The organism is Vibrio sp. 10N.286.51.E5, assembly GCF_041469125.1.
GTDB classification, from domain to species: domain Bacteria; phylum Pseudomonadota; class Gammaproteobacteria; order Enterobacterales; family Vibrionaceae; genus Vibrio; species Vibrio crassostreae_C.
Genome location: NZ_JBFRJZ010000055.1, coordinates 14,334 through 36,818 on the forward strand (window position 1 = coordinate 14,334; position 22,485 = coordinate 36,818).

Here is a 22,485-nt window from a genome sequence, read left to right on the forward strand (position 1 = left end):
TAACTAGCCCACTTAATGATCAGTGCCACTCACTAATCAGCAGTCTGCTTTTTACACCACGTACCTGCAAGCCCATTGCATCGAACACCTCTTCAAAGTCTCGACACTGCGCTGGGATGTTAGGTAACGAAAGCGCGGCTTCTGAAAAGAATTGTTGTTCAAAATGAGCCGAATCGTTCCAAGCGAGTTGCCACCACTCTAGAATCCGCGACTTAGACGAGCGTAGCTTTTCAGCCGTAGGAACTTTGTCACTTTTACTTAAGTTCTCTTTGCTTGTAGTAGGAAAGAGGTTCCACTTATCGTTGTTTGGCCAGTAAGCGAAAGGCAAACAGTGATCAACGTGATACTCATATTTTAATGATTTTCCACTCCACACGCTGACGATGTCGGCACGAACAGATCTAAGTTGCTCGACACGTTTACGCACATCGCGAGTATCGTGGTTTTGATCGATCCATACCAAGCAGTCGTGGTACGTCTGCAATGAGATACTTCGCTGTCGGTTCAACTCGAAACGCTGCATCTCCATGACCCATTGATTCACCACCAGCGGTTCAATCCAAGAGTGGTAGATTCTAAAGCACTCCCACAGGCTTTCATCGAGAGTGAAATAGCCAAAGCTTTCTAAGAACTCACTATCAATGAGCAGTGATTCTCGGCTCTTCCGTCGTTTCTGAGGTGGGTATATATCGAATAGTCGGTTGTCTTTCGAGCCTTGATAAATAAAAGTCACAGGTCCTGATTTAATAGTGCTGATCGTTTGTGAAAATAGCTTTTGTAGAGCCTTGGCTTCATCGCCGAGAAACATAGTGCCTATCGCTAGGTCATCAGCACTTAGGTGTTTGAGTTTATTCCACCCATCCTCTTTTACAAACCCAAGTCCCTTCGTTGTGTTGCTATTTTGCTGAATCCCAGCGCCTTCTATGTCGATATCAATCAGTCGCTTAAACTGCCTAACCCAATACAGAGCAACCAAGCCCACTGGTAGAGAAATTTTTCCATCAGTTCGATCAATCACAGCGCCTGAATGCGCATCCGCAATTCGCAGTAATGTTCTTAACAAGGCCAATTTGTATGTGGCCGACTTATTGTCATTCACAATAATGCGGCGCACCTTGTTCAAATCACCGGAGCCATCGTCTGGCAGTGTCATCACCACGGTTTGCCACCACACTTCACTGCGGTTCAATGTGTCTTGGCTATCATCAACATGACGAACCAACAAGGCGCTGTTTTTTGATAAACGCTCGAGCTCTTCAACCGAGACTTCATAGCCTTGTCGACTGTCTTTAAACGCCCCATGACGCAGAGTGATCACCAACTTGCCATTTGGAGCCAGCAAGTTAGACAACTTTCTAAATGCACGCTCTCGATGAGACGGAGCGAGATGCATCCAAACAGCACTCACCAATATCAAGTCAAAACGCATTCCGAGGTTTTCAGTCCGGCTAAGCGAAGGAAGTGAATCATCAATCCAGGTAACACTTGGACCTGTATATTCAGAGCCTTGCTCGCGCAATGAAGTACTTGGTTCTATCGCAAGAACATCAGCTCCGGCATTGTGCATCCATAGCGCATCACGACCGCTCCCTGCACCGACATCTAGTACTTTATCGCCCTCTAAAGGCCAATAAGCCTTCCAGCTTTTATGCACCGTCTCGAACGTCACTGAGTTGTACTGCTGGCAAAGTGTGTGAGCATTTTTATCGTAAAAAGGAATCGATGAGGACATATGCGCTATTGGGGTAAGGAGTCTATCTCAATAGTAATGGGGAGCTTAGGCGATTGCTAGCAGCTCATGCAAGTTCAGCCACACCGAGCAATATTTATCGTTAGTGACTGTTTTATATCAATATCCACCCAATAAGCTCATCAGGCGAATCAGTCTCGTCAGCAAAACAAAAACAAACAAGGTGCAAGCTGACGTGCGAACAGAGATAATTGTTTGAAGATGAATAACTCGCCTAAAGCGCCTAGCCGATAAAAACTAATGAACACATACTCGCACATAGATACTCCATTCAACCTGCGCCACACCTGTTGGTTTTGTGGTGAGCCTTCCAGTAACGTTGTTGAATTCCCTAAGACAACGCAGGCAGTTGCCAAGATTGGCCATTCACCGATAGCACTGCCGGCTTGTAATGAGTGTGCGAGAATTAACTATTCAAAGAATCTGACCTCAATTTGGTCTGTGCGCGATCAAATAAAACACACTCTGATAGACAAGTACGCTAAGCACCTTGGCATCGGTGAGAACTGGACGGAGCAAGAGCTTATTGATTCTGATTTCTCGGGCTCGACACTTGGCGGGTTTGGGCGCAGCGCTTGGAAGATGTATCAAATCGCCAAGCAACGCGTCGATTATAAAGGCTGGCCTTTGTCGGTTGATGACATCCCACTTGAGGTATACGACGAAACCAGTGGCTTTGAGTTTGACGGTACTCGTTATGCCTCAATCAATTCATGTATCGACTATTTCACCAAAGCAGCAGGCGTAGACAAAGAGCTGTTATCGCAGCTTGTCGACATCGTTTCATCAGACCGATTTAGCTACGCACTGCGAATCGCCAAGCTGAACAAGAGTGTTTCTAATACCAAGCGCTCGGAGATCGTCGAAGAGGTACTACAACAAGAGTCTGAGCAAGAAGAGATACTGCTTGAGCAAGCTAATTCCATGTTTAACCCAAACGTCGAAAAGGTGAATATTTCAGGCTCAATAGCGCCTGTATTTGCCATTCAGTGGGCGCTGGCTAACAAGGTTAAAGATTTAGCCCACCTTTGTGCTCTCGAAGATGAGTATTTTGACTATTTCGAGCACCTCGGCGGCCCTGCAGCTTTCATGTCTTATAACGGCCTACAACTCTACTTAGAATCGCGTCAAGATCCTGAGTGGGTAGAAAAATCGGATCCAAATAAACAGTATTGGTGATCATAAGCCATTACTGGTGAACACGTGTAAGCTCGATAACTGTGTCAAACACCCATTGTTAGTCCTTGTTTTATATAAAGATCTAAAAATAGCCCCCTATCACAGTTAATTGTTGCAATTCGGTTAAATAGAGTGAAAACTTCAAGCATCTAAAACTATTTAATCACTGCCATCTGCGGTGAGTAAGGAGTGAATTGTGCTTGCTGTTCTTCGTATTATTTTGGCTACGGTGTTTATTATTTTCACCACTCTATGTGCTTTTGTTTACTGCTTGTTTAGCCCCAAGAACCCCAAGCATGTGTACGTTTTCTGTCGTTGGTTCAACCAACTCCAAAAGATCATCGGTGTAAAACTGGTGCAGCGCGGCCTAGACAATGCCCCTACACCAGAAAACAGCGTCTACATCTCTAACCACCAAAGCATATTAGACTTTGTAACCGACCCAGGAATGCTAAGACCACGCACTGTTTCATTGGGCAAACGCGATTTGTTGTACGTACCTTTCTTTGGCCTGCTGTATTGGATCACCGGTAACATCATGATTAACCGCGAAGACAAGTCCAAAGCACGCGATACCATCAAGCAAGTGGCGGAAGCGATTCATCAGAGAGATCTGTCTGTTTGGGTTTACCCTGAAGGAACCCGAAGTAAAGGGCGTGGACTACTGCCATTCAAAACGGGCGCTTTCCGAATGGCGATTGAAGCTGGCGTGCCTATCACCCCGATGTGTACCAGCACCACACACAATAAGATCGACTTTAATCGAGCCAATAATGGCATTGTGATCACCGAGATGCTGGAACCTATCGATGTATCCGGATACAAGCTCAGTGATGCAAGAGAGCTGGCCAATCGCTGTCACGCACTCATGGCAGAGAAAATAGCAGAGCTTGATGCCGAAGTGGCTCGTTTAGAGGCGCAACAAAATCCAGAATTGGATTCAGACCGCTCTTCTACGAACTAACTCGCAACGAAACCACTGAGTCATCGCTCAGTTACTTAAAAAGACACTCAACGATCGCAACTCTCATTGTTCTTGTTTTACTTGCTGGCGCTTATCCGCAAAATAAAAACCTGCGTTAACGGCTTTATAGAGCAATGGGAGTAAACGATGGAAGTGATTCACCATGGTGGCAAACATACTGTCACAGGATCTTGTCACGAGCTAAGAGATTCGGGCCAAGCGGTGCTCATCGATTGTGGCCTGTTTCAAGGTTTAGATCTTCAAGGTAAAAAGCTTCAAGGTGCGGACACTCGCCCTCTTGATATTGAATTTGAAACATCCCACCTCAACGCTCTGCTGCTGACCCATACTCACATTGATCATATTGGCCGATTACCTTGGTTACTCGCCAGTGGGTTTAACCAACCGATTTATTGCACGCAAGCCACCGCTGAACTTGCCCCTTTAATGATTGAGGATGGCTTAAAGCTGCAAGGACTCAGCAATAAACCGTCGAAGCTGATACTCAAAAAGATTCATTCGTTAATTGCTCCCAAGCCTTACGGGGAGTGGTTTCCAATCACGTCTAAACAGCAAAACAACGGAAAGGATCATGATAGGCCAAATACTCTGTATGCTCGCTTTCAACCTGCGGGGCACATCTTAGGTTCTGCCTATATCGAGATTAAGTTACCCAACCAAGAGGTGGTAGTCTTCTCTGGCGATTTAGGCCCAAGTAACACACCACTACTGCCCGATCCTAAGCCACCACGACAAGCCGACTATCTGTTTATCGAATCCACTTATGGCACCAGTACACATGATGATATTGCTACGCGAGCTGAGCGTCTCAAAGCAATCATTGATCGTTCACTGCTCGACGGTGGCGTTATTCTAATTCCGGCATTTAGTATCGGCAGAACGCAGGAATTGCTTTTTGATATCGAACACCTGATCTTTGAGCATCAACTCAGTAGCGATATTCCTATTATTCTCGATTCTCCGACGGCTCAGAAAGTGACACGTTCATACCGACGCTTTAAAGAGTTGTGGGGACAAGAAGCAAAGCAGCGTCTTGAACTGAAACGTCACCCACTCGCTTTTGAACAGTGCATTACCGTTGATGGGCATCGAATGCACAAGAAAATCGTGAATCGCCTAAAGTCGACAGGTGAACCCGCGATTGTGGTCGCAGCTTCTGGGATGTGTCAGGGCGGCAGGATAATGAACTACTTATCTGCCTTGCTTCCCGATAAACGAACCGATGTAATTTTAGCGAGCTATCAAGCGCACGGGACGCTCGGACGAGAGCTGCAACAAGGCGAAATGCAGGTTTCTATTGATAACAAAGACGTTGAGGTTAATGCTCAAATTCATGGCATGTCTGGCTATTCTGCCCATGCTGATAAAGAGGATCTTTACCAATTTATAGAGGGCATCGCGACTCCACCGAAAGAGGTGCATTTGATTCACGGCGAACCAAATACTCAGTCTGAGTTCGCTAAAGAATTACAGGCGCGAGGGTTCGTAGTTGTTTGAAACAGGCATCAAATTAACAACTTTTACTAGGTAGATATTAAGGCCTCAATTATCAAACCTTCAAAAGCCATAGTCTCATAGACCTGCTAGCTCACCTGATGCAGGTGATATATTCCAACCTACTTATCCCACCATCCATATGTCAGCCGTTTATGCTAATCGGCTTTAACCGCTGTTTTGCGCAATTTCGTTTCTTATGCGCACCTCAAGATCCCCTTTCTGTATTAATCACTATTTATTCACTTTTCAAAACACAACAAATCACAACTAGTTGCATATCAGATTAAATGGAACGATTCTAGAATTAGCACTAAGCATTAACAAACACCCTCTATAACTTGCTTTATGTCACAGTAATCCTAATGCGCAGTTAAATAATTTAACACTCGGGTTACAAGTGAAGTATTGTGTTGTTCGAAAAACAATCATAAGCAAAACTAACAGGGAAAATACTCATGCAGTCATTCGTTGATTTTTTGAATGGAATAATCTGGAGCCCAGTACTTATCTACCTATGTTTAGGTGCAGGTTTGTTCTACTCCATCATGACTCGATTTGTTCAAATCCGTCACTTCTTTGAAATGTGGCGCTTGCTACTATCGGGTAAAAGCTCATCAAAAGGCATCTCGTCTTTCCAAGCTCTAGCCGTTTCGCTATCTGGCCGTGTCGGTACGGGTAACATTGCTGGTGTTGCTGCCGCTATCGGTTTCGGTGGCCCAGGTGCCGTATTCTGGATGTGGGTTGTAGCCTTCTTTGGCGCCGCAACTGCTTACGCAGAATCTACGCTAGCGCAAATCTACAAAGAAGAAGACGAAGGCCAGTTCCGTGGTGGTCCGGCTTACTACATTGAAAAAGCAATGGGTCAGAAGTGGTACGCATGGATCTTCGCTATCGCGACTATTTTTGCATGTGGTATTTTGCTTCCAGGTGTTCAGTCAAACAGTATTGGTAATGCTGTAGAAGCTGCATTTGGATCAGGTGATATGATTGAAACAGCTGTCGGTACATTCAGTTTCGCTAAAATTTTCACCGGTACTGTTGTTGCTATCATCCTTGCTTTCATCATCTTTGGTGGTGTTAAACGTATTGCGAACTTCACACAAATCGTTGTTCCTTTCATGGCATTGGCTTACATCATCATCGCGTTCGTTATCATTCTGCTAAACATCAGCCAAGTGCCAACGGTTTTCGCAATGATTGTTGGTGATGCATTCACACCTATGGCAGGCTTCGGTGCTGCAATTGGTTGGGGTGTTAAACGTGGTGTTTACTCAAACGAAGCGGGTCAAGGTACTGGTCCTCACGCGGCAGCGGCTGCAAGTGTTGATCACCCAGCTCAGCAAGGTTTGGTACAAGCATTCTCTATCTACATCGATACTCTTCTAGTATGTTCTGCTACAGCGTTCATGATCATCATCACTGGTGCTTACAACGTTCACGGCGGCGCTGAGGGTGTGTTCCTTGTTCAGAACCTAGCAGCAAACATCGGTGCGAATGGTCCTGTATTTACACAGCTTGCTATTGAAAGTGCACTACCAGGCATTGGTAAGCCATTCATCGCATTTGCTCTGTTCTTCTTCGCATTTACAACGATTCTTGCTTACTACTACATCGCAGAAACGAATATTGCTTACCTACGTCGTACCATCAAGATCCCTGGCATGATGTTCGTACTTAAGCTTGTTCTTATCACTGCAGTTTTCTATGGCACAGTTAAAACAGCGAACCTTGCATGGGCAATGGGTGATGTTGGTGTTGGCTTGATGGCATGGTTAAACATCGTTGGTATTCTGATCATCTTCTTCATGTCTAAGCCTGCGCTTAAAGCTCTAGCTGACTACGAAGAACAGCAGAAACAAGGCGTAACTGAGTACACATTCAACCCTGTAAAACTAGGCATTAAAGGTGCAACTTACTGGGAAGAGAAGTACAAGCGTAAAACAGGCAAGTCTCCAGAAGCAGAAGCTGCAGACACTAAACCTGTAGAGCAACCTTCAGCTTAAGCTTTCCTTAGCAAATAGATCGCTTTAACAAATAGTGCTATTAATAACGCATAAAAAAGGGGTTAGCTATTTCGGCTAACCCCTTTTGTTTTATTCATAACCAATAAATGGCTTATAACAAACTAACTGTTCCCGAGTTAGAGTATTAAGCAGCGATTTCTTGTGTTGCCATTTGAGGTGCTTTCTTCTCACCGATAGGCAGTACTGTGCGGCCGTATTCGTTGTTGATTACTTGTGCCATTGCAAAGTAGATAGCTGAAGCGCCACAGAAGATACCTTCAAAACCAGCGATAGTGCCGATTAGTTCGCTGCCAGTGAAATCACGAGCTGCAAGTAGGAAGAACAAGATAGTTAGTGAACCGAATACTACTTGCTTCGCCACTGGGTAGCATAGAGAGCCGATGAACATGAAGCCTGTGAAGATGCCCCATAGTAGTAGGTACCAACCCATGAATGCTGCAGGGCTTGCAGGTAGACCCATGTAAGGCATCACGATTAAACCAACCAAAGACAACCAGAATAGGCCGTAAGAAGTAAACGCAGTTGTACCGAACGTGTCACCACGTTTGAAACACATTGTGCCCACGATAACTTGGCTCAAACCACCGTAAAAAATACCCATAGCAAGAATCATTGAATCGATTGGAAAGAAACCTGCGTTGTGGATATTAAGAAGAATAGTGGTCATACCGAAACCCATTAAGCCTAGTGGCGCTGGGTTAGCTAGTTTGGTCGACATTGCGAATTTACCTTATTAAAGTGGTTGATTAAAAAAAAACAATAAAAGTTATCAGAAAATTTTAATCTATAAACCGTACAACTAGGTAATCCAGTTATCGAAAACTAAGATTGTGTAAATGATCTTATGGAAAATTAGTTTCATAACAACGCTAATTAATTCATAGAACCTATAAATGAACAAATTCCCTGTCGCGCTATGAAAAAGATGCGAGTAACGAGATGCGAGATACGAAAAGAGTCTTTAGATTCGAGTAAGCGGGATAAGAGGAGCAGGTCTCGATTGAAGCGTCATTCCAGAATCGAGGGACGAGATATCTGGAATCTCCTCTTCGATATAAGCACGTTTGGCGCACTAAAGAGATTCCCTATCACGTTCGTTCCTCACTGTAGGGAATGACGGAAGTTTGCTTAGATGCAAGTAAGTGAAATGAAGAACAAGAGAGCGAGCTTTTCGTTACTCGTTTACTCGCATCCCGTATCTACTCACTCACCCGTTATCTTAAATTATGCCTGTTGAGCTTTAGACTCAGACACTTGAGATTGAACGTCTGAAGAAGCGTTTTTACTCGCATCGCGCTTGGCTAACAACGTCACGACAATCAACTGAGCAACAAGAGCGCCTAACACAACCAATGCACTTCCCGTAAAGCCTGTCACTACAAAACTAACCAAAGCGATAGAGCCGTTCATCAACGCATAAGGTAGCTGCGTCTTAAAGTGTTCAAACTGATCACACCCTGCCCCGGTTGAAGAAAGAATCGTGGTTTCAGAGATCGGTGAGCAGTGATCACCAAACAAGCCACCAGACAACACAGCACCAATTGCGACGAGTAGTGGAGCATCTATCGCAATCGCAGTTGGAATAACCAATGGCATCATTATCGCGAAGGTTCCCCACGATGAGCCCGTTGCGAATGAGATAATAGCCGACAGTAAAAAGGCTACAGCAGGAACTAACCAGTAAGGGAAACCGCTCTGCGCTTGCTCAGCAATATAAGCCGCTGCACCCAACTCTTTACCAACGGTGCTTAATGCCCAAGCCAGTACCAAGATGATCGCGACTGGCATCATGTTTCCCATACCTTTTAAGTACACAGAAACACCATCTGAAAGCTTTCTTACACCGTAGTAAGCCATTAGCGAGATTAAGGTAATCGCCGCAAAGAAGTAAGCCGATGATAAAGCAGCTCTGAACGATGAACCTGCGACCTTTTGGAATGGGAAACCTTGTGGTACCAGCATGGCACACAACACCACCAGCATCACTAACAATGGTGCCCAGACAAAAGATGCCTTTGCATTTTTATGCGAGAACGGATTTAGTGATTCGTTATTCACGCCAGAGTTAATTCCCGCCTGGCAATCACGCTCAGCTTTTGCCATTGGCCCAAAATCTAAACCTTTAACGGACACGAGCGGAACGATGAAAATCGCGAGGAATGCGTAGAACTGAAAAGGAATCGCACCGATGAAGGCATCCCAATCAGACATGTTGACATTCAACGCCGTGAACTCTTTTTGAATCAGACTCATGATGTAAACGCCCCATCCAATGAAAGGAATAAGGATCGCAACTGGCGATGAGGTTGAATCGATGATGAATGCTAGCTTCTGTCTTGAGAGTTTTAGTTTATCGAAAAGGGGACGAAAAACAGGGCCAACAATTAAAGGGGTGCCTAAGTCTGAGAAAAATATCACGATTCCCCCCAACCATGCTGAGATTTGAGCTTGGCATTTGTTGCTTACCCATTGAGTAACACGTTTTGCAAACGCAACACCACCACCCGACTTCTCCATCAGAGCAACAAAGCCACCTATGAACACCAACAGCATGATCACACCTGCGTTATAGCTGTCGGTAAGTTGAGGGACTAAGTAACCTTTCACCATGGTACCAAACGTATCAAGCGGGTTAAGTTCACTAAACATGCCAGTCAGCATCGCAACACCACTCAGCACGCCAGCAAAAAGGCCAATCACCACATTCCTTGTCGCCAACGACAACACCAAAGTAATAACAATGGGGATGAGTGACGTGATATCTGTCTGTTCCATAGGTACACCTTAACCCTAAAATAAAAAGAATAAATATAAATTAAATTTGAATATAAATTCACAACCACCATTTGTACAGAACTTTATCCTCTAACTGGATAATTAGTCTTTAAATGCGCTTCAACATAGCCAAATAGACCAACAGCCCTCCTTAGATAGCCAAGTTCGAAACGAAAAAAAACCGAAAGTAGAAACTTTCGGCTTTTGACTATTTATATCATTATGGTCGTACTACTGAACTCGTCGGTTAGACCACTTTTCAGTATTCAAACGATCAATTACAGCTGATTTCATCCCAGAACCAATTCGACTGAACAGGGCTTTCCCATACACCCGGGCCGTTTTTAGCCACGAAACACTTGCCGTTATGTGTCACCTTGTCACCGTTACTCACTTGGCTAACGCCCGCTTGCCATGTGATAAACACCGATGGGTCAACGACGACAGGCGGCTCGGTAACAGGTGGGTCAACTGGTGTTGGGTCTACCGGAGCAGGATCAACAGGTGTAGGATCGACTGGCGCAGGATCGGTGACGACGGGTGGTGTTGGCTCTCCAGCAATCAACTTCCAAGGGCCTCCATTCGCAGGGTCATCCCCTTGTGTCCACCATTTCGCTTCATAGGTTGCACCGTTGTGAGTCACTTGGTCACCCGCGTTGTAAACCTTGGTCGCACTCCAACCATTACCACCCGGATCAGTACCAGGATCTACCGGATCCAGCTTATCGACCACTTTCACTTCAGGCCAACTCGCATGAGAACCATAAAAGTTGGTCACACACTTCTCGTAATCGCCAGCCACCAGTGCGGAATAAGCAGTTTGAAAGCCCACTAGCTCACACTCAAATGAATACCCTTCTGGGCGGTCTGCGTAGTATTTCCAGTTACCATCCCAGTTGGTGTACAACACATCCGTTGCTCCGTTGAGATTCAAGCTTCCGTAAGGCGTTTGCTGCCAACATGTATTGGCTTCATCGGCTTCTACAGGAATTTCATAGTGCGCGGCTAACCCTTCCCAGTAACGAATACGGTTAACGGGTTGGCCTTTGTCTTTGTTCTGCTCGCCACATTCAATACCACCATTAATCACGTTGATTGTGGTACCAAAGCCATAGCCAATACCCGCATCCAATTCACGTTGAGATGGTGTCCATGTTCGGTCAATTACATGCAGCATTGCCGGTTTAGGCGCTTGTGGTGTTAAAAAGAACCAGATAGCAGACGCTAAGTTCAACCAAGAATCCGCCACTAAGCCCGGATTGTTGAGAAGCACCGTCGCATCGCCATCGAACATCACTTCAGAGAACGCGCCGTAATTAAAATGGTAAGAAAGCTGTTTAGCACCACGTCCGAAGTAACCCTGCCCCGCAGCACATGGCCAACGGGCATTCTGCCAATCATTCTGACCACAACCTGTGGTGTAACCTTCTTGGCCTTCAGACCAACCCATTTCGCGAACATGCACCAGCGCTTGCTGCCACTCTTCTAGAGCTAATGGATTATCAGAGGTGTTGCCTATCGCGATGTGCCCACCCGTCTCTTGTGAAAAGTGAGCAAAGGCCGTGATGATGGATTTCTTACAGATAGCGTCGGAGTCACGGCCATCGGTGTACTCTCCACAGAACGCTGGGAATTTACCGATCGCACGTAAGAAGCGAGTGTAGGTGTATTCTGGCGCTGCCATCTGAGTGAGGAAGTCCCATTCAGATTGAGGGAACACGCGCTCTACACGCTTTATGTTTTCAGGATTCGAGGGGGAACCGGGTTCAATCGCTTCAACGATTGTATTCGGGCGAGTTTGAAGGGCCTGTGACCAGATCGCATACATAGGATCGGATGTTTTCGCTTGTTCAACAGCTTGTAGAGCCGACTTTTCAACAAGGTAACCATTCGGGTTTTGCGGATCAGGTTGAATGTTCAAAGACGCATGACTTTGCGCTGCTAATGTGCAGCCCAGTACTGTCGCCAAATATTTGATTTTTAACATGATGGATTCTCTTATCTGTCCTTAATAAGTCCATCAAAGAGTATGCTTCACATGTGGAATGGCCTAGCTGTAGCTGTGTGAATTTATAAAAAGTGCGAGTGATCTTTTTGATACATGGCTCAGCACAACAAAGCGTCTCATGGTTTCTTGAGCTGATATCTAGTTTCCAACTCATTTGGTTTCTAGTTATTGTTCATTTGATTTCGAGGTATTGCTCATAAGCCTTTAATGTAATGAATCAATATAATCAATCGAAAAGAAAAAAGCCCCGAACTGAGTTCGAGGCTTAAGATCTTAATCAAAGTTGGTTAAATCTCTAAGAGATTATTCCCACTCGATAGTTGCTGGTGGCTTACCAGAAATATCGTAAACAACACGTGAAATGCCGTTAACTTCGTTGATAATACGGTTAGAAACCTTACCTAGGAAGTCGTATGGTAGGTGTGCCCAGTGAGCAGTCATGAAGTCGATAGTTTCTACGGCACGTAGAGATACAACCCAATCGTACTTACGGCCATCGCCCATTACGCCAACTGAACGTACTGGTAGGAATACCGTGAATGCTTGAGATACTTTGTGGTAAAGGTCAGCAGCGTGAAGCTCTTCAATGAAAATAGCATCTGCGCGACGCAGTAGATCACAGTACTCTTTCTTGATTTCGCCAAGAACACGAACGCCTAGACCAGGACCCGGGAATGGGTGGCGGTAAAGCATGTTGTATGGAAGACCAAGCTCAAGGCCGATCTTACGTACTTCATCTTTAAACAGCTCACGTAGAGGTTCAACAAGACCCATTTCCATATCATCAGGAAGGCCACCAACGTTGTGGTGAGATTTGATTACGTGTGCTTTACCTGTCTTAGATGCTGCAGACTCGATTACGTCTGGGTAGATAGTACCCTGAGCAAGCCATTTAGCATTAGATAGTTTCTTAGACTCTTCATCGAAGATATCTACGAATACGTGACCGATGATTTTACGCTTAGCTTCTGGTTCAGCTTCGCCTTCCAGAGCTTTAAGGAAACGATCTTCTGCATCGACTTTGATGATGTTTAGGCCGAACTGGTCACCAAACATATCCATAACTTGCTCAGCTTCGTTTAGACGAAGAAGGCCGTTATCAACAAATACACATGTTAGTTTGTCGCCGATAGCGCGGTGAGCAAGCATCGCAACTACAGATGAATCAACACCACCAGAAAGACCAAGGATAACTTCGTCGTCACCTACTTGTTCTTTAATACGTGCAACTGCATCTTCAATGATTGAAGCTGAAGTCCACAGACCTTCACAACCACATGCGTTAAGAACGAAGTTCTCAAGCATTTTCAGGCCGTTTTTAGTGTGTGTTACTTCTGGGTGGAATTGAACACCGAAGTACTTCTTCTCTTCGTTTGCCATTGCAGCGTATGGGCAAGTGTCTGTTTCAGCGATCTTTGTGAAATCAGCTGGAATCTCAACTACTTTGTCGCCGTGGCTCATCCAAACATCTTGAGTTGACTCAAGGTCAGCGAAAAGTGCAGATTCGCCAGTCACTTGTACCGCTGCGTAGCCGAACTCGCGCTCAGTAGACGTTGCTACTTTACCGCCAAGTTGCTCAGCCATAGTTTGCATGCCGTAGCAGATACCGAATACAGGAACACCTGAATCAAATACGTACTGAGGTGCACGTGGAGAGTTCTCCTCCGTTACACTTTCAGGACCACCAGATAGGATGATGCCGTCTGGATTGAATTCACGAATATCCGCTTCTTCTACGTCCCAGCTCCAAAGTTCACAGTAAACACCGATCTCACGAATACGACGAGCTACTAGCTGTGTGTATTGAGAACCGAAGTCTAGAATTAGAATACGTTGGTCATGAATATTTTTAGTCATTGTAAGCAGTCTTATTGGCTATGTGATAAAACGGAGGTGAGTTTACTCACCTCTGATTAACTCTTCAAGAAATAAAGCAAACGTTTTCGTTAGATATCTTTAACCACGTGTTTTGAGACAATCGGACTTTTAACAAAACAGGCGGTAGATATAATACCAATCACAGTAAGTAAGTGTTCAGGAATAGCGTAGGAAAAAAGCCTGAGAACGAGGCTGCTCTATTCGACAAAGAGTTCTGATAAGTAGTTATTCTACAATCAAAAATTCTAACGAAGTTATCGAGGTTTTTAACAAGCTAGGATGACCAGTTATTTACTACGATTGGTATATTAATGTGCCGACTAAATCAGCACATTATTCAAACGTTTGGACGTATTATTAACCTAAACGGTAGTTAGGTGCTTCTTTCGTGATTTGAACATCGTGTACGTGAGATTCTTTCATGCCCGCACCAGAGATACGAACAAACTCAGCTTTAGTACGCATGTCTTCAACAGTTGCAGAACCCGTTAGGCCCATGCTTGAGCGTAGACCGCCCATCTGTTGGTGAACGATCTCTTTTAGACGACCTTTGTATGCGATACGACCTTCAATACCTTCTGGAACAAGCTTGTCTGCAGCGTTGTCAGATTGGAAGTAACGGTCAGAAGAGCCTTGAGACATAGCGCCAAGAGAACCCATACCACGGTAAGACTTGTAAGAACGACCGTTGTAAAGAATAACTTCACCCGGTGCTTCTTCAGTACCCGCGAACATTGAACCAACCATCACACAAGATGCGCCAGCAACGATAGCTTTACAGATATCGCCAGAGAAGCGGATACCGCCATCTGCGATTACTGGAATACCGTATTCGTTTGCAACTTCCGCTGCGTCTGCGATTGCTGTTACTTGAGGAACACCAACACCAGTAACGATACGAGTCGTACAGATTGAACCTGGGCCGATACCAACTTTAACTGCACTAACACCCGCTTCGATAAGAGCACGTGCGCCAGCACCAGTTGCTACGTTACCACCGATGATTTGTAGATCAGGGTATGCAGCGCGAGTTTCGCGGATACGGTTAAGTACGCCTTCAGAGTGACCGTGTGAAGAGTCGATAAGTAGAACGTCTACGCCAGCTTCAACTAGAGCAGCAACACGCTCTTCGTTACCAGCACCAGCACCAACAGCTGCACCTACACGTAGGCTGCCGCGCTCATCTTTACATGCGTTTGGTTTACGTTCTGCTTTGTGGAAATCTTTTGCAGTGATCATTCCAGTCAGTTGGAAGTCATCATTTACAACAAGAACTTTTTCAACACGCGCTTCGTGCATTTTCTCTTGAACTTCTTCACGAGTTGCACCTTCTTTAACAGAAGCAAGGCGAGCTTTAGGTGTCATTACTACATCAACTTTCTTAGAAAGGTCAGTAACAAAGCGAACGTCACGGCCAGTAATAATACCAACAAGTTCGTTTGTTTCAGTAACAACAGGGAAACCGGCAAAGCCGTGTTTTTGGGTAAGGGCTACAACATCAGCGATTGTCGCGTCAGGGCTTACTGTTACTGGGTGAGAAACCACACCAGCTTCGTAAATTTTAACCTGGCGAACCATTTCAGCTTGCTGTTCGATTGACATATTCTTATGAATGAAGCCTATTCCGCCTTCTTGTGCCAGTGCAATCGCTAGGCGAGCTTCTGTCACAGTATCCATAGATGCAGATATCATTGGGATGTTTAGGGAAATATTCTTCGTCAGCTGAGTGCGAAGATCAGCTGTATTAGGGAGAACGGTGGAGTGTGCTGGCACTAGCAGTACGTCGTCGAATGTCAGCGCTTCTTTGGCAATTCTTAGCATTTGCAATATCTCACAATAATAGGAGTAAAAAGAAACAATCCAATCTCATCGTTTCGCCTAATGAGGGCAGCCAATTAAGGAAAATCAAACTGCATTTGGATTAGATATTGCGGACGGATTATACGGCCAACGAAATCGCTTGGCTACACATTTTTGTACTTTTAATTTGCATTTACCCCCTTGCTATGTATTATATTGCCGCTATCTTCCATACTCACGCCCTGTGAGATTCCAAGAAAGACCTTCCTTCAAGGAAAGATAGTGCTTCTATGACTAATCCAAACATCTTTACTGTTTCTCGCCTCAACTCAGAGGTTCGTCTCCTATTAGAAAACGAAATGGGAATAGTCTGGCTCGTTGGTGAAATCTCAAACTTCTCTGCACCTGTCTCTGGTCACTGGTACCTCACGCTAAAAGACTCTCGCGCTCAAGTTAAATGCGCCATGTTTCGTGGCAATAACCGCCGTGTGACCTTTAAGCCTCAGAACGGCAATCAAGTTTTAGTCAAAGCTCGCCTATCTCTTTACGAGCCACGCGGTGACTACCAACTGATCATCGAAAGCATGCAGCCAGAGGGTGACGGTAAACTTCAGCAAGAATTTGAAAAGCTGAAGATGAACCTTGCCGCAGAAGGACTGTTTGCTCAATCAAGTAAGCAAGCTCTTCCTGAACACCCAAAACGTGTTGGCGTTATCACATCTAAAACCGGTGCAGCGCTGTTTGATATTCTTGATGTACTAAAAAGGCGCGATCCTTCGCTACCGGTTGTGGTTTACCCGACCATGGTTCAAGGCGAAGAGGCGGCGATTCAGATTGCCCAAGCGATTGGACGCGCTAACGAACGCAATGAATGTGATGTGTTAATCGTCGGCCGTGGTGGCGGCTCACTGGAAGACCTATGGTGCTTCAATAACGAGATCGTAGCTCGCACAATCGCAGCAAGCCAAATCCCGATTATCAGCGCCGTTGGCCACGAAGTGGATGTCACTATCGCTGATTTCGTTGCCGATATGCGTGCCCCAACGCCATCAGCTGCCGCAGAATTGGTTAGCCGTGATAACAGTCATAAAGAACAAGCTTTCGCGTCTAAACGTGCTCGCTTAGTCAGTGCGATTCGTCATGTGTTAATCAAACAGGCGCAATCCACTCAAACGTTGAAATACCGCTTAGAGAAGCAACACCCTAGCTACCAACTTCAAAAGCAGAGTCAGCAGCTTGATGACCTAGATATGCGTTTGCGTCGTGGTATGACTCAATACCTAAAACAGCATGCACAGCGTGTTGAACGTAAACAGCACCAGCTTCAATTGAACTCGCCAGTGAAACGCCTTGGCGAACAGAAACTGCATCTGCAACGTTCAGAGCAAAAGCTATTGGATGCAATGGACAAGACATTACTAACCACTCGCCACCAGCTCGCTATGGCTGCAGAGAAGTTAGAGACCGTTAGTCCACTGGCAACCCTAAAGCGTGGCTACAGCATTACTCATTCAGAATCGAGCAAGACGGTATCATCGATTAACGATGTCGAAGTCGGTGAAGTGATCACCACTCAAGTTGAAGACGGTGTGATTGAGTCGCAAGTGACCACAAGAGTGACTAAGAGCGAGCTTTAAGTTCGACCTAACGTTTCAAACCAGAAAGCCCTATCGATAATCGACAGGGCTTTTTAGTATCTAACGCTTTCAAAAAACTAACCTATTCCAACCCTACTCAGTAGTAGAAGGCTCCTTCATGGTTAGCATCCCTTCAGTCACAATAAAGTTGATGATGAAGTCTAGCCCTTGGCTCTCTTTGAGGTTGGTGAACACGTATGGCTTGGTTGGACGCATGCGTTGTGTGTCTTGCTCCATCACCTCAAGTGACGCACCCACATATGGTGCTAAATCGATCTTATTGATAACCAGCAGATCAGAACGCGTAATACCCGGACCACCTTTACGTGGGATCTTCTCCCCTTCCGCTACATCAATCACGTAGATGGTAAGATCGGCTAATTCAGGGCTGAACGTCGCACTCAAGTTATCACCGCCACTTTCGACGAATACCACATCGAGGTTCTTATGCAGCTTAGCCAGCTCTTCAACGGCCGCTAGGTTCATCGACGCATCTTCACGAATCGCAGTATGCGGGCAACCGCCCGTTTCAACACCGATGATACGGTCAGGTTCTAAAGCTTCAGCGCGAGTGAGGATCTTTGCATCTTCTTGGGTGTAGATGTCATTGGTTACGACTGCAATATTCAGCTTGTCTCGAATTGCTTTACACAGCACCTCTAACAACGCTGTTTTACCAGACCCTACCGGGCCGCCAATACCAATTCGAAGGGGTTGCTTATAACTTTCCATTGTCTACTTCCTTATATTCTTTTTACTATACCGTTCGAGCTGACCGCTACGAACGAAATAGTCGTGTGTATTGTGTTTCGTGCAGTGAACTTGCTAATGCCATTGATGGCGAAAAACTGCCTACCATCCAATCTTCTATCGCGTGGGCCTTTTCGATCACCTCAGGAAAGGTGTTGGTGATATTAATCAATGCCAACTGCCCGTCGGTTTGACCTAAAGGCACCAGTTTCACGCCTGCGGTAACGATATTTTCAAGCCAGCTCCATAAGTAACCTTGCTTGAGGCTTTCTAAATCAATGCCCCAATGCTGAGCCGCCATACACATGCCCAACAATTGGTTTGGGTGACTATCAACAGAATCCACCAGCGAAATATCGATATCCAAGCGCTTCAACAAGGTGTTCAATGCATGCCCACGCTGCTTTTCTTCCGCTCGCAATTCACTGGTTTCACGGCTTGAGTATAAGTAGTTACACCAATGCTCAATCTCATCGATTTCACCCTTTTCTAGCGCGTGATAAAGACGCTCTAAGATAGGTAATTCCAAAGTTGCGACACTGGAACTGACGATGGTATTAAGCCACTGTTCCATGCTGTTGCGATCGGTCACCCACCCCGCTTCAACCGCTAACTCTAAGCCTTGCGAATAAGTGAACCCACCAATCGGCAACGATGGACTGATCAATTGAAACAGACGATAGACGGCTACATTTTCTGTTGTGGTCATAATCGTGCCCTCAGTCTTCCAGAATCAAATAAGTTCGAGAGCCTACGCGCCTAACAGCAATAGTGCGCTTGCTGAAGCCACGCCGACTGACAACCATTTAGAGTAAACCGCGCGACCAACAAAAGTACCGATAACCATCAGAGCCAAAGCACTGATACTCATGCCTGTTGCGAACTGAGTCAGGTTGCTCGCGGCTTCAACGCCGTGTGCGTAACCATGGAAAAACAACATAGCAATCGAAGCAACTAATACGCTGTTTACACGCTTGGTTGATGGTGAGAATACATGCCATAAACATAAGCTGACGACAAACAGAGAAGCGATAATGGCAGGCTCAACAATCACAGAGAAACCTAGGGCTTGGCCTGCGATAAGCCCTACCACTAAAGACACCAATCCACCGCCAATCAGAGCTGCTTTTGTCTTGGTGGAAAATGACAGTGCGCCAATTAATAAACCGAAAGCGATCAGCATGATCAGATGATCCATGCCAGTCACAGGGTGAGTTAAGCCAGACATAAACGAGTGAGACTCATGAACTGAATGCGCCCCATGTCCTGGGTGAGCGAAAGCCATCGTTGATGTTGTTAGAGAAGCTATTGTGAAAGTGCATAAGCCTGCAGCTGTTTTAAAGTTCATCGCGAGTTCCTTGCTTTATACCAATCGTAGTAAATAATTGCTCACCCTAGCTTGCTAAAATGCTCGATAACTGCGTTATAATTTTTGATTGTAGAATAACTACTTATCGAAAAATTATGCCTTGTTCTCAAGCCTTTTTTCTGCGCTATTGTTGATCACTTACTTACTGTGATTGGTATTATTGTTATTAATATCGTTGTTATATAAATCGTCTAGTGAGTCATCAATGACTCGATTAATGATGGTGATGATGTCCACCAGAGCGACCGCCATAAGCACCGCCTTCTGGTTCAAACGGTTGTTTCTCAGTGGTCACTTTCGCGCCTAAGCCTTCAACCATTTCATCTAAAACATGGTCGTGTTGATAACGAACCCAACCCGCTTCCACTTGCAGCGGAACATGACGGTTACCAAGGTGATACGCCACTCGCGTTAGCAAGTGTGGGTCTTCACAATAAACAGTCGAAACAGTTTCCGGTGCCGCTTTCACTTCTACGACTAAACCACATTCACTTGAGAGTTGTTCGCCGCCACGCAAGATATGACCTCGTGGTAGAAACAGCCCTGCATTGCGCCCGTCATCTAGCATCACCTTAAGGCGGCTTTTGATGCGACTATCGATCGGCAGGCTCAAATAGCCGTCCGGTGCATTTTGTATTTGAGTATTCAGTTGAGTCAGTTCAATCATGCTATTACCTCAATCTCCTTGTGAGATTTATAACGTTCAAAATAGGGTCACTAAAATAAGATTCTTTAGTCAAAGGCTTAGAATAGAAAGTACCGCTGAGCCATTGGCAGCTCTTCAGCAGGCTCACACGTGAGTAGTTCACCATCGGCGCGCACTTGGTACGTCTGAGAGTCGACTTCAATCTTCGGCATCCAATCATTGAGCTTCATGTCGGCTTTGCTGATGTTTCGGCAGTTGCTCACAACACCAATCAAGCTCTGCAAACCCAATTGCTTATCAATGTTCTGCGCCTTGGCTTCCTTAGAAACAAACAACATTGATGTGTTTTGACATGCCTTGCCGTAGCTACCAAACATTGAACGGTAATGGACTGGCTGAGGTGTTGGGATTGAAGCATTTGGGTCACCCATCGGCGCCATGGCGATCATGCCGCCTTTCAAAATCACACTAGGTTTCACACCAAAGAAAGCGGGCTTCCACAACACTAAGTCTGCTAATTTCCCTGCTTCGATAGAACCGATTTCATGAGACATACCATGAGTGATCGCTGGGTTGATGGTGTACTTAGCGACATAGCGTCTTAATCGGAAGTTATCGCTGTAGTCTGAATCTTCTTTTAGGCTGCCGCGCTGAACTTTCATCTTGTGCGCAGTTTGCCAAGTTCGAGTGATCACCTCGCCTACACGTCCCATTGCTTGTGAGTCCGAAGCGATCATCGAAAAGGCACCTAAGTCATGAAGAATGTCTTCTGCGGCAATGGTTTCACGGCGGATACGTGACTCTGCGAACGCGACATCTTCAGCAATCGATGGTGACAAGTGATGACAGACCATCAACATGTCTAAGTGCTCATCGACGGTATTGATGGTGTAAGGGCGTGTTGGATTGGTTGAGGAAGGCAAAACGTTCGGCTCACCTGCAGCACGAATAATATCGGGAGCATGACCACCGCCCGCACCTTCGGTGTGATAGGTATGAATCACGCGGTCGCCGATTGCGCCAAGTGTCGATTCAACAAAACCAGATTCATTCAGAGTGTCGGTATGAATCGCAACTTGTACGTCCATCTCGTCAGCCACACTCAAACAGGTATCGATTGAAGCGGGAGTGGTTCCCCAGTCTTCGTGTAACTTCAAACCCACCGCGCCTGCCGCTACTTGCTCACGTAGTGCTTCTGGCTGACTGGCATTGCCTTTGCCTAACAAACCAAAGTTCATCGGGAATTGATCGAGTGACTCTAGCATGCGGTGCATGTTCCAAGGCCCCGGTGTGCATGTGGTCGCGTTAGTACCTGTGTTTGGCCCCGTGCCACCGCCGATCATGGTTGTCACACCTGACGCCAGTGCTTCTTCAATCTGTTGTGGGCAAATAAAATGAATGTGTGAATCAATACCACCAGCAGTCAAGATTGAACCTTCGCCTGCTAAAATTTCCGTGCCCGGGCCAATCACAATATCAACGCCCGGTTGAACATCTGGGTTGCCCGCTTTGCCCAATGCCTGAACTCGACCATCTTTGACTGCGACATCGGCTTTTACGATGCCCCAGTAATCCAACACAATCGCGTTAGTGATCACCAAATCTGGAGTTTCGGCACTTGGACGTTGGCTTTGCCCTTGTCCATCACGGATAACTTTGCCGCCGCCGAATTTCACTTCGTCGCCGTATACGGTGTAATCTTTTTCAACTTCTAGCCATAAATCAGTGTCAGCAAGACGCACTCGGTCACCGACTGTTGGCCCAAACATTTCGGCATAAGCCTGTCTGGATATCGTCGCCATGTTCAATCCTTTGTTATTTTCATTATTCCGTGGGAGCGCTTAGAGCTTGCCCATCACCTTTCCTTGGAAGCCATAGATCTCTAACTTACCGGCGTAACGCACTAACTCGACGCTACGCGACTGACCCGGCTCAAAGCGGGTTGCAGTACCCGCAGGAATATTGAGTCGAAAGCCTTTAGTGACTTCTCGGTTAAAGATCAGCGAAGGGTTTGCTTCATAGAAGTGGTAATGAGAGCCAATTTGGACAGGACGATCGCCAATGTTTTGCACCTTAACGGACGTTGTGTCTCGGCCTTCATTGAGAGTGATGTCACCCGGTGCGGTTTCTACTTTTCCGGGAACGAATCCTGAGTATTGTTTTGTGGAACCAGCCATATTTCTTCTC

The 22,485-nt window shown here is 45.8% G+C and carries 17 protein-coding genes; 5 read left to right on the top strand and 12 right to left on the bottom strand.

What is annotated here, in order from left to right; genetic code table 11:
* Window positions 1-19 precede the first annotated feature (19 nt).
* Window positions 20-1,732: a class I SAM-dependent methyltransferase gene (locus AB4161_RS18745; protein WP_372083889.1), complete on the bottom strand. Its 1,713-nt coding sequence runs from the start codon at window positions 1,730-1,732 to the stop codon at window positions 20-22.
* A gap of 258 nt (window positions 1,733-1,990) precedes the next feature.
* Between AB4161_RS18745 and AB4161_RS18750 the strand changes: the two genes are divergently transcribed.
* The 4 genes from AB4161_RS18750 to AB4161_RS18765 all read left to right on the top strand — a co-directional run bounded on the left by AB4161_RS18750 (window position 1,991) and on the right by AB4161_RS18765 (window position 7,414).
* Entirely contained in the window at window positions 1,991-2,929 is a 939-nt protein-coding gene (locus tag AB4161_RS18750; RefSeq protein ID WP_372083890.1) for a hypothetical protein, read from the top strand.
* A 196-nt stretch (window positions 2,930-3,125) separates the two neighbouring features.
* On the top strand, window positions 3,126-3,893 hold the full coding sequence (locus AB4161_RS18755; RefSeq protein ID WP_061019473.1) for a 1-acylglycerol-3-phosphate O-acyltransferase: 768 nt from the start codon (window positions 3,126-3,128) through the stop codon (window positions 3,891-3,893).
* A 147-nt stretch (window positions 3,894-4,040) separates the two neighbouring features.
* Complete coding sequence (locus tag AB4161_RS18760; protein WP_372083892.1) at window positions 4,041-5,411, top strand: MBL fold metallo-hydrolase; 1,371 nt, start codon at window positions 4,041-4,043, stop codon at window positions 5,409-5,411.
* A 455-nt stretch (window positions 5,412-5,866) separates the two neighbouring features.
* Window positions 5,867-7,414, top strand: a complete 1,548-nt coding sequence (locus AB4161_RS18765; RefSeq protein WP_017069529.1) for a sodium:alanine symporter family protein — start codon at window positions 5,867-5,869, stop codon at window positions 7,412-7,414.
* 145 nt (window positions 7,415-7,559) lie between these two features.
* Here AB4161_RS18765 and AB4161_RS18770 read toward each other — a convergent pair whose 3' ends face one another.
* The 5 genes from AB4161_RS18770 to guaB all read right to left on the bottom strand — a co-directional run bounded on the left by AB4161_RS18770 (window position 7,560) and on the right by guaB (window position 15,917).
* Window positions 7,560-8,153 (bottom strand): acetate uptake transporter, encoded by a 594-nt coding sequence (locus AB4161_RS18770; protein WP_010440610.1) that lies wholly within the window; start codon window positions 8,151-8,153, stop codon window positions 7,560-7,562.
* Window positions 8,154-8,659: 506 nt separating this feature from the next.
* Window positions 8,660-10,210 carry a Na+/H+ antiporter NhaC family protein gene (locus AB4161_RS18775; RefSeq protein ID WP_372083893.1) on the bottom strand — a complete coding sequence of 517 codons (1,551 nt, stop codon included), beginning with the start codon at window positions 10,208-10,210 and terminating at the stop codon, window positions 8,660-8,662.
* A gap of 274 nt (window positions 10,211-10,484) precedes the next feature.
* Complete coding sequence (locus AB4161_RS18780) at window positions 10,485-12,197, bottom strand: chitinase (protein WP_372083897.1); 1,713 nt, start codon at window positions 12,195-12,197, stop codon at window positions 10,485-10,487.
* A 324-nt stretch (window positions 12,198-12,521) separates the two neighbouring features.
* The gene (guaA, locus tag AB4161_RS18785) at window positions 12,522-14,075 is read right to left on the bottom strand and encodes a glutamine-hydrolyzing GMP synthase (RefSeq protein ID WP_372083899.1); all 1,554 of its coding nucleotides are present in this window, start codon (window positions 14,073-14,075) and stop codon (window positions 12,522-12,524) included.
* A gap of 378 nt (window positions 14,076-14,453) precedes the next feature.
* Window positions 14,454-15,917, bottom strand: coding sequence for an IMP dehydrogenase (guaB, locus tag AB4161_RS18790; protein WP_017062496.1), 1,464 nt, complete (start codon window positions 15,915-15,917; stop codon window positions 14,454-14,456).
* Window positions 15,918-16,186: 269 nt separating this feature from the next.
* On the opposite strand from guaB, the gene xseA reads away from it, so the two are divergent.
* The gene (gene xseA / locus AB4161_RS18795) at window positions 16,187-17,533 is read left to right on the top strand and encodes an exodeoxyribonuclease VII large subunit (RefSeq protein ID WP_065584650.1); all 1,347 of its coding nucleotides are present in this window, start codon (window positions 16,187-16,189) and stop codon (window positions 17,531-17,533) included.
* 93 nt (window positions 17,534-17,626) lie between these two features.
* Here xseA and ureG read toward each other — a convergent pair whose 3' ends face one another.
* The 6 genes from ureG to AB4161_RS18825 all read right to left on the bottom strand — a co-directional run bounded on the left by ureG (window position 17,627) and on the right by AB4161_RS18825 (window position 22,475).
* Window positions 17,627-18,265 carry an urease accessory protein UreG gene (gene ureG, locus AB4161_RS18800; protein ID WP_017062498.1) on the bottom strand — a complete coding sequence of 213 codons (639 nt, stop codon included), beginning with the start codon at window positions 18,263-18,265 and terminating at the stop codon, window positions 17,627-17,629.
* A gap of 46 nt (window positions 18,266-18,311) precedes the next feature.
* Complete coding sequence (locus AB4161_RS18805; protein ID WP_136974075.1) at window positions 18,312-18,992, bottom strand: urease accessory protein UreF; 681 nt, start codon at window positions 18,990-18,992, stop codon at window positions 18,312-18,314.
* Window positions 18,993-19,034: 42 nt separating this feature from the next.
* Window positions 19,035-19,631, bottom strand: coding sequence for a HupE/UreJ family protein (locus tag AB4161_RS18810; protein ID WP_017079882.1), 597 nt, complete (start codon window positions 19,629-19,631; stop codon window positions 19,035-19,037).
* A 235-nt stretch (window positions 19,632-19,866) separates the two neighbouring features.
* Window positions 19,867-20,319, bottom strand: coding sequence for an urease accessory protein UreE (gene ureE, locus AB4161_RS18815; protein ID WP_048614367.1), 453 nt, complete (start codon window positions 20,317-20,319; stop codon window positions 19,867-19,869).
* A gap of 77 nt (window positions 20,320-20,396) precedes the next feature.
* On the bottom strand, window positions 20,397-22,100 hold the full coding sequence (ureC, locus tag AB4161_RS18820) for an urease subunit alpha (RefSeq protein ID WP_017084416.1): 1,704 nt from the start codon (window positions 22,098-22,100) through the stop codon (window positions 20,397-20,399).
* 39 nt (window positions 22,101-22,139) lie between these two features.
* Window positions 22,140-22,475, bottom strand: coding sequence for an urease subunit beta (locus AB4161_RS18825; protein WP_017062503.1), 336 nt, complete (start codon window positions 22,473-22,475; stop codon window positions 22,140-22,142).
* Between the last annotated feature and the right edge of the window lie 10 nt (window positions 22,476-22,485).